The following is a 15,308-nucleotide window of genomic DNA, read 5'->3' on the forward strand; positions in this document are numbered from 1 at the left end:
CATGATAAAGAATAAAATATTAATAATCACAACTATATTTATTGCCTGCACCTTCAATGCATGCAATGAGGATTTTCTTGAAACCAAACCATCCAACAGTGTGGATGCAGGGTCTGTTTTTGCAACCACCAAAAGTGCAGATGCTGCTGTAAATGGTATCTATAGGGCTCTGACAAGAAGATATCGTGATTCTCAGGGTCATTCAGGGTATCCGGCACATATGCTGATCATCGATGCTATGGCAGATGATATGGTTTTTACAACTACATCTAACAACTGGCATTTTGGAGAGCAACAATGGATAGCGCATAGAAGTGAAACAGGTACTTTGACAGCTTTTGGTTATGATCTTTTTTACAGAATCATCAGTAATGCCAATAATATCATTGCAGGTATAGATGGAGCTGCAGGACCTCAGGCCGACAAAGAAAGGATCAAAGGTGAAGCTTTGGGTTTGAGAGCTTTGGCATACTTTAATCTCGTACAAATGTATGGCAAAAGATATGACGCAACAAAAAAACCAAATAGCCAACTCGGAGTTTCTTTACTTTTGGCTCCGACATTTGAAGGGTTGCCACGAGCAACTGTGGAGGAAATTTATACTCAAATCAACAAGGATCTGGCAGATGCTTCTGCCGTCATGAAGACGACCAGACTTAACAAATCACACATCAATATCAATGTCATCAAGGGTATTCATGCTAGAGTAGCATTGGCGCAACAAAACTGGGCAGATGCTGCCAAGTTTGCTGCTGAAGCCAGAGCAGGACAGACCCTGATGAGTAACGCGCAGTATCAGGATGGATTTGCTGATATCACCAACCCTGAATGGATGTGGGGATTTGATCACCTGGAAGACCAGAGCGAGTTTTTCGGAGGATATCATTCATACATTTCTTGCAATTACAACTCATCCGTAATCAGAACTGTACCAAGAGCCATTAATGGAATACTTTATGACAGTATACCTGCAACGGACGTCAGATCCAAAATGTGGGTCAAAGCACCAACTGCCACCAATTCTGTAGTACCTCCCGGGGGTGTAAGAAGACCATATATGGGTCAAAAATTCAGATTACCAGGAGTGCCTTCAACCAGCACTATGGGTGACGTACCGTATATGCGCGCAGGAGAAATGTTTTTGATTGAAGCTGAAGCACAAGCGCGTGCAGGAAATAATACAGCGGCGCAGGACGCACTTTTCACCTTAGTGGTAAACAGAGACCCATCATACAAAAAAAGTACAAAGACAGGTGTTGCACTGATCAATGAAATTATGTTCCACCGAAGAGTCGAGCTTTGGGGTGAAGGACACAGATGGTTTGACCTGAAGAGACTTGATCTTCCAGTTGACAGAAAGGGTGCAGGGCATATCATCGCAGTGGCACTTTTCTTAGAGAAACCAGCGGGCCATGTGGAGTGGGAATTCCTTCTTCCAAGAAGAGAACTGGAAACCAACAAACAGGCGGTGCAAAATCCATTGTAATTAAAATTTTAAATACAAATTTATATACAAAAAGGGAGTACCATGATTGGCCTCCCTTTTTGTTTTTGATGAATTGTATATTAATTTTGGAGCTATCATATCCGAAGGCAGTGGAGAGTTTATCTGTTTTACTGTTGTTAAACAACTTGAGCATTTGTATATGTATTGAACTTCTATTGCCGTATGGCTTTACCATCTGGCATAAAAGATGTCACACTAAGGGCTTTATCCCAATAAAATGTGATTGTTTTGACTAAAGTCAATGGCAATTTTGTTTATTAATCCGCTGGCTGAAGCCAGTGGGAACGGATGTATTGGGTGTATTTCATTTTTTCGCATCACATTATAGATCATGATTTTTTTTTGTGATTCAGGCAAGATGCCCTAATATATTGCATCGTAGTTAAAAGCTACGACGAACAAACGATGCTTTAGAAACATGATCCTGAAGATAAATTTCTCCCGCCTATCGGGGCAGGAGCGTAGCTCTGTTATCTTTTTAGAAAACATTAGCACCTGAAACATAAGGGGCGTAGCCCTGACATCTTATATTTACCACATCTTTTAAGATCACAGGGCTACGCCCCTTACGTGATGGTGTGAGGATATTTTTGCTACAAAGATCTCAGGACTACGTCCCTATATTTATCTCGGGCATAAAGATTAGAGATAACAGAAGGGTGTATTTCATTTTTTCGTCTCACATTAAAAATCATCAATTTTTTGCGATTTAGGCAAGATGCCTTATTACATTGCATCGACGTTAGAAGCTGCGACAAACAAACGAAACTTGGTAATAAATCAAGCACAGTGCGAAAAAATGAAATGCACCTGACGTATTAAACTGAAAAAAATAATTACTGAAGTCGTTGGGTTTTCATTGTTTCAAATATGCAAAATTTAAAACTGATGCAAGTGGTATGAATTTTATTTTTGTTAGAATACAGCGTTTGCACTTGAATATCTTCTTGACTTCTATTGCCATATGGCTTTAGCCTGTCTTTACTCAGGCAATTCCATCCATATCTTATACTCATTGGGCAAATAATTATTGATCCTGTCACCAATATTTTTTAGAAATCCCAGGCTTAAGCCTTTATAGGTGGCCACCATCCAGGACTTTTGGGTGGAATCAATGGCGGGTAAGGTTTTTTTGAGATATTTTAGGGCTGATGGTGGGTCGAGTTCTATTTTTGGGATGTTTTCATGCAGGATTTGCGATAAAGCAAGGCTGTGATCAGGTATCAGTATATTTTTATTGATCACCCCGGCCGACACACCACAGTAAATCAAACGAAGGTAGCTGTCCAGCACAAGGACGTTTTCCATCTGTTCGGCCGGCACGACATGAATAGTACCTGCTACATCTTTAATATATGCCGCAGCGGGGCCATTCACCCAGTCATCGAGCAAGCGGATTTCTTTTTTATCAGCAGGAGACAAATTGCTTTTTTTCCCCTTTGGCTGATGTGTTTTTGGGAAGTCTTCCAAATTTCTGAAAACAGAAACAAAAAAACCTTCGCCCTTAGTTTTATGTGGAAAAAACTGATATCCTGTACTATTTTTACCATGTATCTCAGTAATACCCCAGAATGGTGAGTGGTTGATTTTGACACTTTCCAGACCGTATTCACTGACCAAAAAATCTGCCTGATCTATGTTTTCAGAATGATTGTAGGTACATGTAGAATATACAAGTATACCATCTGATTTTAACGAAGGGATGATGTCATTCAGAATGGACTTTTGACGGACAGCACAATGTCGCACATTATCGGGAGACCAGTGATGCACCGCATCAGGATCTTTTCTGAACATACCTTCCCCTGAACACGGAGCATCCACCAGGATGATGTCAAAAAAATTCCTGATATTGCCAAAGTCTTCGGGTGCATTATTGGTGACTACAGTATTGTCATATCCTTCCTTCATGAGATTGTATTTGAGCGTATAGGCCCTGTTTTTTACGATCTCATTGGCCACGAGCAGCCCTTTTCCAGCCAGCCAGGATGCTATTAGTGTACTCTTACCTCCAGGCGCTGCAGACAAGTCAAGGATTTTAAGGTCGGATTTGGGTAGATTTATGCTTTCAAGGATATGCCAGATGAACATGGATGAAGCTTCCTGCACATAATATCCGCCTGCATGGAAAATGGGGTCTAAAGTAAAGACAGGTCTTGAATCCAAATAATACCCATTGGCACACCATGGTACCTGCGAAGACAACCTTACATCTCCTGCACATTTTTTTGTATTGTGCCGCACAGAGACAGGAGACGGTACATCCATAGCCGCCAAAAATTCTTCGACTTCCTTTTCATCCCTGAACCAGGAAGGTAGGTGTTTTTTAAATTCTTCAGGCAGAAACATCGGCAGATTTGGGCTTCATCAATATATGCTGAAAGAGCCAACCTATGGATATGACCAATACACAACCTATGACATTGAGCCACAAATATCCTATGATATCAGACCAAAATATAAGTAAGACGATAGCTTCAGCTATAATGGCGGCATAAAATACCGCATTGGCTTTAATTGTTCTGAAATAAAATGCCACCATAAATATCCCCAGGATAGTCCCGTAAAACACTGACCCGACAATATTGACAAACTGAATCAGGTTTTCAAACAATGTACCGAAACAGGCAAACCCAATCGCTATACCACCCCAAATGACTGTCAGCCATTTGGATGATAAGACATAATGCATTTCGTTACCGGCAGGATTGACCAATCGTTTGTAGATATCCACGGAAGTGGTTGTGGCCAATGCATTGAGTTCAGAAGCTGTGGATGACATGGCAGCACTGAAGATGACCGCCAGCAACAGTCCTATGATTCCTTTGGGCAAATGAGCCAGAATGAAGCTGATGAATACATAGTCCTTATCATTTGACTCTTCTTCAGGGAGGTGTGTTTTTACCAGGTTTTTAGCTTCGTTTCGTATCTCTTTTTCTGATGAATCCAGAGATTGTATTTGTAGTTGCAAAGCTTTTTTATCTTCAGGATTGGCCTGTGAAAGGTTGTATTTTTCAAGCAGTGACTTTTTAATTAAAAATACAGAGTCTTTTTTCATTTCCAGCATAGCAACTGAAGCTGCGGCATCACTGTTTTTTAACTTTTCCAGCGTTTTGGAATTAAAAAATACAGGTGATGTGTTGAACTGATAAAAAACAAAAACCATCACTCCTACGAGTAATATAAAAAACTGCATCGGTACTTTCAAAATACCATTAAATATCAAACCAAGGCTACTCTCTCTAATTGATTTTCCGGACAAGTATCTTTGTACCTGTGACTGATCTGTACCAAAGTAGGACAATGACAAAAATAATCCACCGGTTATTCCCGACCAGAAGGTGTATCGACTTTCCATATTGAATGAAAAATCAAGGATATTCAGTTTTTCAGACGCACCCGCAATATCCATGGCCTTGGTAAATGTGACATTTTCGGGAAGCGAGTCAAGGATGATATAAAATGCGAGAAACATACCCGTCATGATGATAAACATCTGCTGTTTTTGGGTGACATTGACCGCTTTGGTGCCGCCACTTACTGTATAGATGACTACTAAAGCACCCAACAGAAAATTTAACAAATTGAGATTCCATCCAAGGATTGTGGATAGTATGATGGCCGGAGCATATATAGTAATTCCGGCAGCAAGCCCTCTTTGTATCAGAAATAATCCGGCTGTAAGGGTTCTCGTTTTTACATCAAAGCGTTCTTCCAGAAATTCGTATGCAGTAAATACTTTGAGCCTGTGGTAGATAGGTATAAAAGTATAACAAATGATGATCATGGCTATGGGCAACCCGAAATAAAACTGTACAAAACCCATCCCGTCGTGAAATGCCTGGCCTGGTGTGGACATAAATGTAATCGCGCTTGCCTGAGTAGCCATCACAGAAAGACCTACTGTCCACCATCGTGCTTCATTATCTCCCAGTACATAGGATTGCATATTTTGAGCACCCTTTGTCTTCCAGGCACCATACAGCACTATCACCATCAGCGTGCCGATCAGTACAATCCAGTCTATACTACTCATATCAGTGGGTGCCCCATATTTTCATGATGATAAAAAAGCCCAGAATGTAAAGTGCATTGAGCAGTATCACCATCGTATACGATCGGGACCAACGATGATTCTGCTTATGGTTGTGCATCTTGCCCTATTGAAATCATATTGGCAAATAATCTGAAAGCCCCGGATACACCGGCAGGTAATTGTCTGAAAAATGACAATCCGGTATAAATATAATGGCCATCTCCATGCTGAGCCACCAAAACACTGCCATCCTGTGGTTTTTCTCCCGGATCATTGCATGAAAAAACGGGGGTAAATTTACTGTCCCATTCGCCTGGAAAATACAGACCCCGTTCCTGCACCCATCCTTCAAAGTCTATGGAAGTGATTTTGTTCGGATAATTCATGATAGAATGGTTAGGCTGGAGAATTCTCATTTCTGCTTCTTCTACTGTCACCCGATTTCTGGAAAGGGTCAGAGGGTAGGGTGCCAGATCCTTGGTTACCAACCCGTTGGCAGTATTATATTGAATGATCACATTACCTCCTTGTTTCACGTATTCAAATATGTCCTTTTGTTTGAATTTTAGTTTTTCGTCAGTATTGTATGCTCTTACACCAACGATCAGTGCGTCATATTTTATGAGCATTTCCAATGATATTTCATCTGATTTGATTTCATCCACTGAATAACCTATCTGACGCAAACTTACAGGAATCTCATCTCCGGCACCCATCAGATATGCAATTCTTTGACCTCGGACTTCTATACCTATTCGGGATAGTTTGGTCTCTGATGTCATCACCACCGTCTGAAAAGGGATGTGATCATAATTGATGTCTTTGATTTCACTGGTGAAAATTTCATCTCCGGCAGTTACTTTAGGAGTGATGAATACTTCCTGTGTGATGTCCGGAGGAGTGATGCTGAATGTAAAATCCTTATGTTCTCCTTTGTTGGTAATACTGAAATCTACTGACTCAGGTGTAACCTTCCAACCTTGGGGCACAGGCACTGAAAGTGTTCCTTTCAAATCTTTAGCCCAGGCATACACAGAGACTTTTATATCTTTGGTCTGGTCGGAGGCAAAAATATAAACCGGTTCTTTTACTTTCACAGAAAAAGCAGGAACTATTTCAAGCGGTCTGAAGGTTTCACCATACTCTGGACTATTAAATTTATATACAAGATCTTTGGTAAATTCTATGTTGACGCCTGATATGTTCATTAAAAAAGTGACTTTAAGATCCCTTTTAGTTTCGGGATTACCAATGATGGCCTGATCTTCTACATTGTAAAGTCCCAGGGTACCTTTATTGACTAACCAATAAGGAGCAGTATATTTGGTATTGACAGGAATCTGCGTCTGAGTACTCCACTTTAATGGTTCATTGGTGATCATTTTTAAGTTGATTGCTGTATCAGCAACAATCCCATGGCCTTTGATAGATAAAAGACTTGCTTCGACCGGCAAGCGGTTGATAGCTTCTATGTCAATAGTGATGGTCTCTCCTTTGGTGGCCTTGTGTACGTTAGATTTAGCTTCCAGGTACATTCCGGCACATGCTGCAATGATCTCCTTTATTTCGTTGGTTTTGAGTTCTTTCCAGAATGTATCTTTAGTTTTCTGAATGGCACTATATGCCTGAACTAATAGTGGTAATGAAGATGACGGATTTTTAAAATCATACTGAGCAATCACTTTTTCTACGAGTTTTTTTACATCTTCGCCGCCATCCACTCTTGACCATGTAGTATTGATACCTTCAAATACATCTTCTTTTGATGGTGGTAAATCTCCTTTGAGCAATTCCAGATATTCCATTTGCATACCGCGCGTACCTGTTGAACCGAATCCCTGACATTTGTGTCTGCTTCTGGACTCAGCGGCAATTTCTGTATTTGATTTGCCCAATAGCGGGAAATACACACCTACATCCATACTCATCAGTTTGGATTTATCCGCTTTTTTGAATTTATCTTCACTACCGTAAAACCACCATGAAGTATTGAAAAACAGTCTTTTAGGTTGCCAGGTGGAAACATATTTCAAATGCTCAGGATGAATTTTTTTGTCATCCGCTTTATCAAACAGTTCGTAGGACAATTGTGCGGATGCGGTGTGATGTCCGTGTGTTTCGCCTGACGTACGATGATCAAATCTGTTGATGATGACATCAGGTCTCATCCTTCTGATGGCCCAAATGACATCGGCTTTTACTTTTTCTGTATCCCATATTTTAATGGTTTCTTCTGCATTTTTAGAGTACCCAAAATCATTGGCCCTTGTAAACATTTGTTTTCCATTGTCTATGGATCTTGCCATGAGCAATTCCTGAGTACGTATGACGCCCAATAATTCTGATATCTCCGGTCCAATGAGATTTTGACCACCATCTCCTCTGGTGAGAGAGAGATATGTCGTCACTGCTTTTTTATCATTGGCAAGATAAGAAATCATTCTGGTATTTTCGTCATCGGGATGAGCAGCCACATATAGAACAGAACCAAGAAAACCTAATCTTTCCATCATGTGATAAATTTCACCTGAGGTCGGTTTTTTTGGAGCCTGAGCATCCATTAATGTTAAAAAAGAAATAGTGGAGAGAACTAAGATGAAAAATGACCTTAGTAAGGTTTTGTGGCAGAGTGGCTTATACATGTTAAAAAAAAATATTTCAGTTTATATTACAAATTGTTTTGATATACTATTGAAATTCAGATATTTGCGCCGCAACACCAGAATCTGATTGATATGTTAATTTTATTTTTGATAGCTATAATATTTATTGTCTTAGGTATTTTATTGTTTTTCCAGACAAATACTGCCCGCAGATAAAATTTTATGCCTTGTCAGGCACAGGCATTTTACAGTCTTCCTCAGGTTTTTTACCGCATACAGAACATTCTCCCAGTTGATTTTTTAGCATTGGGTTATTACTTGCACAACTACCTCTGAATTCCTGCCCCGTGATAAGATGTCTGATATTCATCATCAAAAATGATATTCCAAAAATACTGAATATGATGACCAGGATGTATAAAAATTCCTTCATATTAATTTAAAATTAAATACAATGTCTAACAAAGGTAAACTGAATTAGTTTTAATTTCATTAAATAGTGTTTTTTTTGGCATTATTTTAACATTCATCAGTATCAATAAGTATTTTTGTGTCATTGCAAAAAAGAAATGTGAATTCAAAGATAAAAAATACAAGACAATCAAAAGCCGATGCGTTTTTAAGGTTGTTGGATATCATGGATGACCTGAGAGCAAAATGCCCCTGGGACATGAAACAGACAAATGATACATTAAGGATACTCACTATCGAAGAAACTTATGAACTGTCAGACGCCATCTTGTCCGCTAATGATGAAGACATCAAGGAAGAAATTGGTGATCTCATGTTGCATATGGTTTTTTATGCTAAAATTGCTGAAGAAAAAGGGGCATTTGACATAGGCCAATCATTAAATCAAATCTGTGAAAAACTCATCAAGCGACATCCCCATATCTACGGAGATGTTACGGTAAGGGATGAGTTTGATGTCAAAAAAAACTGGGAACAAATCAAGCTTTCCGAAGGTAAAAAATCTGTTTTATCAGGAGTACCCGGGAGTTTGCCAGCTATGGTCAAGGCATACAGGATGCAGGAAAAAACAGCGCAGGTTGGATTCGAATGGAAAAATAAAATGGATGTTTGGGCAAAAGTTGAAGAAGAGATTCTTGAATTTAAAGAAGTGGTAAATATAGCTGATCAGGACAAAAAAGAAGAAGAATTTGGCGATATTTTGTTTTCATTGATCAATTATGCAAGATTTGAAGGCATCAATCCGGAAACTGCACTGGAAAGGGTAAACAGAAAGTTTAAAAAAAGATTTGAATACATAGAAGATAATGCTCATGCCCCATTGGCAGAAATGACTTTGGAAGAGATGGACGACTTATGGAATCTTGCCAAAAAAGAATTTGAAACCACCTAACACTTAAAATCTAATCTCAAATGGACAAAAGAAGCTTCCTGAAAAATGCCGGAACTGCCCTGATTGGAGCAACCATGCCTTTGCAAAATTTGTTTGAAAATCCGGATCAGGTCTATGATCCATGGAGTCCTGAAGATCTTGCATCTGAAGAGTCTTTCTGGAAACAAATCAGAAAAGGGTACAGACTTAAATCAGAATATATCAATCTTGAAAATGGCTACTACTGTTTTATGCCACAATCGACCCTTGAGCGTTTTGTAGGTCATGTCAGAGAGGTCAACTACCAGGGAGCGTACTATATGCGGACAGTTCAGACTGAAAATAAAGACAAATCAGCCAAAAAACTAGCAGACATGCTGGGTTGCGGGCATGATGAAGTGGTGATCACCAGAAATACAACTGAATCACTCGATACGGTCATCAATGGATATGACTGGAAACAGGGAGATGAAGCAGTGATGGCAGAACAGGATTATGGTTCTATAGTCAATCAGTTTAAACTAATGGAACGAAGATATGGTATTGTAAATAAAATCGTTTCTGTACCCAATCATCCAAAATCTGACGAGGAGATTATCGATTTGTATGCTTCAGCCATCACACCCAAAACCAGGCTCATTATGATTTGCCATATGATCAATATTACAGGTCAGATCCTCCCGGTGAAAAAAATCTGTGATATGGCTCACAGTAAAGGGGTGGATGTCATGGTAGACGGAGCACATGCCATTGCCCACATTGATTTTAATATGAATGATCTTGGTTGTGACTACTATGGTGCCAGTTTGCACAAATGGTTGAGTACCCCACTTGGTGCTGGTCTTCTTTATGTCAGGAAGGATAAAATCAAAGCCTTAGCACCAACTCTGGCCACATGGACAGAAAAAGCGGACGATATCAAAAAACTGAATCATACAGGCACTCATCCCGTTCATACTGACCTGGCTGTGATAGACGCTATCAACTTTTATGAAAAAATCGGAAAAAAAAGAAAAGAAGAAAGACTCAGGTACCTACAGAGATATTGGTCTGATCAGGTACGAAATATCAAAGGCATCACTGTCAATACGCCTGAAGATCCAAAAAAGTCCTGCGGTATAGCCAATGTGGGTATCGACAGGATGAAGCCTGCTGAAATGGCTAAAACATTGCTGGAAAAATACAAAATATACACTGTAGCCATCGATGGACAAGGCGTACATGGCTGTCGCATCACCCCAAATTTGTACACCACAACTGCAGAATTGGATGTTTTTGTTAAAGCATTGAAGGAGATGGCATAAAGCCGAACCAAATACGCTGACAATATGATCGACTTCGACATCATCGTCATCGACGCCAAACTCACCAAAGATACGGACTTCACTTCTAATCAGAAAACCGCCAAAAAATTTTCGACTTATACAACCAGAAGTAAATTTGGCATAACTGTAAACGGTGAATCTGTTACAATAAATGCTGGAGTTCAAGTTTCTACAACAACAAGTTTTATAAAATCCTTCGCTGACGAAAACGGCGTTTATAAAGGGCTGAATTAAAAATATTGATAAACACTCATAAATAAAAAATTTCATCATGAGCAAACTAAAACTGCTGAACGAAGTAGCTATTAAACTGAATCTATTAAAATATGGGTTTGAACCCAGTCACATAACATATGCTGGAGATAATGTGCGCTATGGGGGAGAAGATCTAAATTCACGTAACCATCATTTTAGTTATATCAACGATCAATTTTCTAATGATATAAAATTCCATTTAGAATTTACATTAATCATTAGTCCAGAAAGAATGTATTTTAAAGGAACTTTTTTTCTTCATGTTTTATTTAAAAAAATTAAAATAGTAATGTACAAAAGTAATTATGTACCGCTGGTTAATAATACTACTTATCCCGAATTGGATTATGATGTGAGGAAATCATTCAGTCATCTACAGGACCAGCTACCTAACATCAACTTCAGAAGCCCTACAGGAAAAATAGATGACGAGCAGCTTGATAAAGCGATATCGGTGATCCACTCATTAATGGATGACAATATAATGCCATTTTTTGATTCGGTATCAACGATAGAAAAGGTAAACACAAACATCATCGACAAATATGAAGATACTGACTGGGACAATCTCAATATTTTTATCCATGGATGGTCGGGAGCTAAAAAGATTATTTTTATGAAATTAGGCAACAACAAAAGGTTCGAAGAATTTAAATCATGGTATTTAGACTTAGTAATCAAAACCTCACCTTCTGAGGATGCCCCTGAGCCAACATTTATAAAAAACATCTTGTGTGAATTAGAAAAAGTACAAACCGACCCACACTACTTTGACTACGAAGTACCGGATGATACAAGGGATGATTTAAAGCCCAACGCAAGACATCTGGTGGAGCTTCAGAAGGCAGCCCCAAAAGAACCCGTAAAAAAGTCTAAAGACACAACTGCACTAAATACCACAAGATTCTCATCCGACGAGCTGGAAATCATCACCGATGCAGGTATAGATGCCACAGCCATCGACATCATCCATGACTACAAGATTGGACTCTTATCGCCATCTTTATCTGACAGTGACGGAGATGAATATATAGGCATAGAGATAGAAGGCATCTCCTATCCTATGGACATAGAGGGATTTGAATACCTGAGAGACACCATCAATCCACAGCTACAGTCAGTAGGATACAAGGCGTATATCACCTCCTGGCCCGACCGCCAAACTAATCACTATACTATCACCGTCATACCGCGGGGCGATGATATGGACATCCTCCGCTATCAGTACACCAATGGTATCAACCATAGCCTTGGTCCTGATGAGATCATCACTAAACTCAAGTATTGGCGTGATCATATGAATCTATCCATACTTGGGGCAGGTTACGATTGGGTGGCTTTTAGCATGAGTCCGTTTCCATCAGATCTTGATGGTTTTATTTCAGAGCTGATAGCTTTCTGTCCCGACTATCTCGAGCAGGACTTCTACTCAGCACAGGGCTTGGACCATAGCCGTCAGCAGATCAAAGACTTCATCAGGCAGTATGGTTTCGTCAGGCTATGGTGGGATTGATGGGGAAATAAAAATATTGAAAAACCGTATTCATTATTAAATATACAAAAAAATGAGTAGAATAAATAGCACTTTTCAAGCTTCAAATAGTAGCTTATTTGGGCGGTTCGTCCCTTTAGGGAATGAGGGTAAAGATGGGCTTTTTACAATTTTTGCAATTAATTATTCTCACAATATCCATTACTAAAAATATAAAAAAATGAAAAACATTATTTTTACCTTGGCACTTGTGGTGATGATTATGTTTCAAATGAAGGGAAAATCTGTTGTGATATCAAGTCAAAACCTTCACCCCTGCAATGATGCGGGCTCCTACTTCATCCCCGATTTTGTAGCACTGAAAGTGACCAAAGATGATAAGGGAAAAGATATTTTCGACATCATCGTCATCGACGCCAAACTCACTATAGATACGGACTTCACTCCCAATCAGAAAACCGTCAAAAAATTTTCGACTTATACTCCCAGAGGTGAAACCAAATTCAAAATAGCTGGTAAAGAATATACATTAGATTCTGATATTACCGTAACAAGAAATATTGACTTTATTAAGTCATTCGCTGACGAAAATGGTGTTTACAAAGGTTTGAATTAATAATAATAGTAATAATAATAATAAACTTAACAAAAAAATATATCATCATGAGCAAACAAAAAATGATTAACGAAATAGCTGTAAAAGTAAATTTGCTTAAATATGGCTTTGAACCAAACTATATAGGTTACAGAGGAAATAAAGTATATTTAGATGACAATAAAGAAGGGAAAGAATATTTTTTTTATTATCTCAACAACCAGTCACTCAAAGACATTGAGCTAATTTTGATTTACACAATAATAGAAACTTCGGAGAAAATATATTTTTCAGGAAGTTTTTTTCTTCATATTTTATATAAAAAAATTAAAACAGTAATGTACAAAAGTAAATTTGTACCACTGGTTAATAATACTACTTATCCCGAATTGAAATATGATGTCAGGGAATCATTCAGTCATCTACAGGACCAGCTACCCAACATCAACTTCAGAAGCCCTGCAGGAAAAATAGATGACGAGCAGCTTGATAAAGCGATATCGATGATCCACTCATTAATGGATGACCATATAATGCCATTTTTTGATTCGGTATCAACGATAGAAAAGGTAAACACAAACATCATCGACAAATATGAAGATACTGACTGGGACAATCTCAATATTTTTATCCACGGATGGTCGGGAGCCAAAAAGATGATTTTTATGAAATTAGGCAACAACAAGAGGTTCGAAGATTTTAAATCTTATTATTCTAATAGAGTTGAACAAGCCGCACCATCAGATAATCCTAAAAGAATTTTCTATAATAATCTGTTACTTGAATTAGAAAAAACACAAACTGACCCACACTACTTTGACTACGAAGTACCGGATGATACAAGGGATGATTTAAAGCCAAACGCAAGACATCTGGTGGACCTTCAGAAGGCAGCCCCAAAAGAATCCGTAAAAAAGTCTAAAGACACACCTGCAGTCAATACCACAAGATTCACTTCCGACGAGCTGGAAATCATCACCGATGCAGGTATAGATGCCACAGCCCTCGACATCATCCATGATTACAAGATTGGACTCTTATCGCCATCTTTATCTGACAGTGACGGAGATGCCTATCCAGACATAGATATAGAAGGCATCTCCTATCCTATGGACATAGAGGGATTTGAATACCTGAGAGACACCATCAATCCACAGCTACAGTCAGCAGGATACAAGGCGTATATCACAGGCTTCCCTGATAGCAAGCACAATCATTATACCGTCACCGTCATACCGCGTGGAGATGATATGGACATCCTCCGCTATCAGTACACCAATGGTATCAACCATAGCCTTGGTCCTGATGAGATCATCACTAAACTCAAGTATTGGCGTGATCATATGAATCTATCCATACTTGGGGCAGGTTACGACTGGGTGGCTTTTAGCATGAGTCCGTTTCCATCAGATCTTGATGGTTTTATTTCAGAGCTGATAGCTTTCTGTCCCGACTATCTAGAGCAGGATTTCTACTCAGCACAGGGCTTGGACCATAGCCGTCAGCAGATCAAAGACTTCATCAGGCAGTATGGTTTCGTCAGGCTATGGTGGGATTGATGGGGAAATAAAAATATTGAAAAACCGTATTCATTATTAAATATACAAAAAAATGAGTAGAATAAATAGCACTTTTCAAGCTTCAAATAGTAGCTTATTTGCGTGGGTCGTCCCTTTAGAATAAGGGTAAAGATGGGCTTTTTACAATTTTTGCAATTAATTATTCTCACAATATCCATTACTAAAAATACAAAAAAAATGAAAAACATTATTTTTACCTTGGCACTTGTGGTGATGATTATGTTTCAAATGAAGGGAAAATCTGTTGTGATATCAAGTCAAAACCTTCACCCCTGCAATGATGCGGGCTCCTACTTCATCCCCGATTTTGTAGCACTGAAAGTGACCAAAGATGATAAGGGAAAAGATATTTTCGACATCATCGTCATCAACGCCAAACTCACCAAAGATACGGACTTCACTTCTAATCAGAAAAATGCAAGGCAGAAAGGGGCGTATACTATGCGGTCGGAAAGTAAGGAAGTAGAAGTTAATGGACAAAAAATAAATTTGGTTCAAGGTGTAACAGAATTTTCAAAGTCCGGAGATTTTATCAAAATATTTTCAGATGGCAATGGGGTTGGGGTAGACTAA

The 15,308-nt window shown here is 38.9% G+C and carries 12 protein-coding genes; 8 read left to right on the plus strand and 4 right to left on the minus strand.

The features are described 5' to 3' along the window. The first annotated feature begins 1 nt into the window (after position 1). Positions 2 to 1,486 (plus strand): RagB/SusD family nutrient uptake outer membrane protein, encoded by a 1,485-nt coding sequence (locus tag IPK35_09200; protein ID MBK8053431.1) that lies wholly within the window; start codon positions 2 to 4, stop codon positions 1,484 to 1,486. Positions 1,487 to 2,488: 1,002 nt separating this feature from the next. Here IPK35_09200 and IPK35_09205 read toward each other — a convergent pair. The 4 genes from IPK35_09205 to IPK35_09220 form a co-directional block, all read right to left on the minus strand. Next, positions 2,489 to 3,856 (minus strand): RNA methyltransferase, encoded by a 1,368-nt coding sequence (locus IPK35_09205; protein ID MBK8053432.1) that lies wholly within the window; start codon positions 3,854 to 3,856, stop codon positions 2,489 to 2,491. Beyond that, entirely contained in the window at positions 3,843 to 5,543 is a 1,701-nt protein-coding gene (locus IPK35_09210) for a sodium:solute symporter (GenBank protein MBK8053433.1), read from the minus strand. The genes IPK35_09205 and IPK35_09210 overlap by 14 nt, the downstream gene beginning before the upstream one ends. A gap of 104 nt (positions 5,544 to 5,647) precedes the next feature. Then, on the minus strand, positions 5,648 to 8,185 hold the full coding sequence (locus IPK35_09215) for a PIG-L family deacetylase (protein MBK8053434.1): 2,538 nt from the start codon (positions 8,183 to 8,185) through the stop codon (positions 5,648 to 5,650). A gap of 181 nt (positions 8,186 to 8,366) precedes the next feature. Continuing rightward, the gene (locus IPK35_09220; GenBank protein ID MBK8053435.1) at positions 8,367 to 8,579 is read right to left on the minus strand and encodes a hypothetical protein; all 213 of its coding nucleotides are present in this window, start codon (positions 8,577 to 8,579) and stop codon (positions 8,367 to 8,369) included. 105 nt (positions 8,580 to 8,684) lie between these two features. Here IPK35_09220 and mazG point away from each other — a divergent pair, with 105 nt between their 5' ends. The 7 genes from mazG to IPK35_09255 all read left to right on the plus strand — a co-directional run bounded on the left by mazG (position 8,685) and on the right by IPK35_09255 (position 15,308). Further along, positions 8,685 to 9,509, plus strand: coding sequence for a nucleoside triphosphate pyrophosphohydrolase (gene mazG, locus IPK35_09225; GenBank protein ID MBK8053436.1), 825 nt, complete (start codon positions 8,685 to 8,687; stop codon positions 9,507 to 9,509). A gap of 20 nt (positions 9,510 to 9,529) precedes the next feature. Further along, positions 9,530 to 10,792: an aminotransferase class V-fold PLP-dependent enzyme gene (locus tag IPK35_09230; GenBank protein MBK8053437.1), complete on the plus strand. Its 1,263-nt coding sequence runs from the start codon at positions 9,530 to 9,532 to the stop codon at positions 10,790 to 10,792. Between the two features lie 24 nt (positions 10,793 to 10,816). Beyond that, entirely contained in the window at positions 10,817 to 11,047 is a 231-nt protein-coding gene (locus IPK35_09235) for a hypothetical protein (protein MBK8053438.1), read from the plus strand. Between the two features lie 37 nt (positions 11,048 to 11,084). Then, complete coding sequence (locus IPK35_09240) at positions 11,085 to 12,581, plus strand: DUF4253 domain-containing protein (GenBank protein MBK8053439.1); 1,497 nt, start codon at positions 11,085 to 11,087, stop codon at positions 12,579 to 12,581. Positions 12,582 to 12,780: 199 nt separating this feature from the next. Beyond that, entirely contained in the window at positions 12,781 to 13,176 is a 396-nt protein-coding gene (locus tag IPK35_09245) for a hypothetical protein (protein MBK8053440.1), read from the plus strand. A 47-nt stretch (positions 13,177 to 13,223) separates the two neighbouring features. Continuing rightward, on the plus strand, positions 13,224 to 14,714 hold the full coding sequence (locus IPK35_09250; GenBank protein ID MBK8053441.1) for a DUF4253 domain-containing protein: 1,491 nt from the start codon (positions 13,224 to 13,226) through the stop codon (positions 14,712 to 14,714). A 198-nt stretch (positions 14,715 to 14,912) separates the two neighbouring features. Then, on the plus strand, positions 14,913 to 15,308 hold the full coding sequence (locus tag IPK35_09255; protein MBK8053442.1) for a hypothetical protein: 396 nt from the start codon (positions 14,913 to 14,915) through the stop codon (positions 15,306 to 15,308).

The organism is Saprospiraceae bacterium (assembly GCA_016713025.1).
Taxonomy (GTDB): domain Bacteria; phylum Bacteroidota; class Bacteroidia; order Chitinophagales; family Saprospiraceae; genus OLB9.

What these genes read in the sequence shown, in the direction of transcription:
- IPK35_09235 (MBK8053438.1), top strand. Translation starts at nt 10,817, where the DNA reads ATGATCGACTTCGACATCATCGTCATCGACGCCAAACTCACCAAAGAT.
- IPK35_09245 (MBK8053440.1), top strand. Translation starts at nt 12,781, where the DNA reads ATGAAAAACATTATTTTTACCTTGGCACTTGTGGTGATGATTATGTTT.
- IPK35_09210 (MBK8053433.1), bottom strand. Translation starts at nt 5,543, where the DNA reads ATGAGTAGTATAGACTGGATTGTACTGATCGGCACGCTGATGGTGATA.
- IPK35_09255 (MBK8053442.1), top strand. Translation starts at nt 14,913, where the DNA reads ATGAAAAACATTATTTTTACCTTGGCACTTGTGGTGATGATTATGTTT.
- IPK35_09230 (MBK8053437.1), top strand. Translation starts at nt 9,530, where the DNA reads ATGGACAAAAGAAGCTTCCTGAAAAATGCCGGAACTGCCCTGATTGGA.
- IPK35_09200 (MBK8053431.1), top strand. Translation starts at nt 2, where the DNA reads ATGATAAAGAATAAAATATTAATAATCACAACTATATTTATTGCCTGC.
- IPK35_09215 (MBK8053434.1), bottom strand. Translation starts at nt 8,185, where the DNA reads ATGTATAAGCCACTCTGCCACAAAACCTTACTAAGGTCATTTTTCATC.
- IPK35_09250 (MBK8053441.1), top strand. Translation starts at nt 13,224, where the DNA reads ATGAGCAAACAAAAAATGATTAACGAAATAGCTGTAAAAGTAAATTTG.
- IPK35_09220 (MBK8053435.1), bottom strand. Translation starts at nt 8,579, where the DNA reads ATGAAGGAATTTTTATACATCCTGGTCATCATATTCAGTATTTTTGGA.
- IPK35_09205 (MBK8053432.1), bottom strand. Translation starts at nt 3,856, where the DNA reads ATGTTTCTGCCTGAAGAATTTAAAAAACACCTACCTTCCTGGTTCAGG.
- IPK35_09240 (MBK8053439.1), top strand. Translation starts at nt 11,085, where the DNA reads ATGAGCAAACTAAAACTGCTGAACGAAGTAGCTATTAAACTGAATCTA.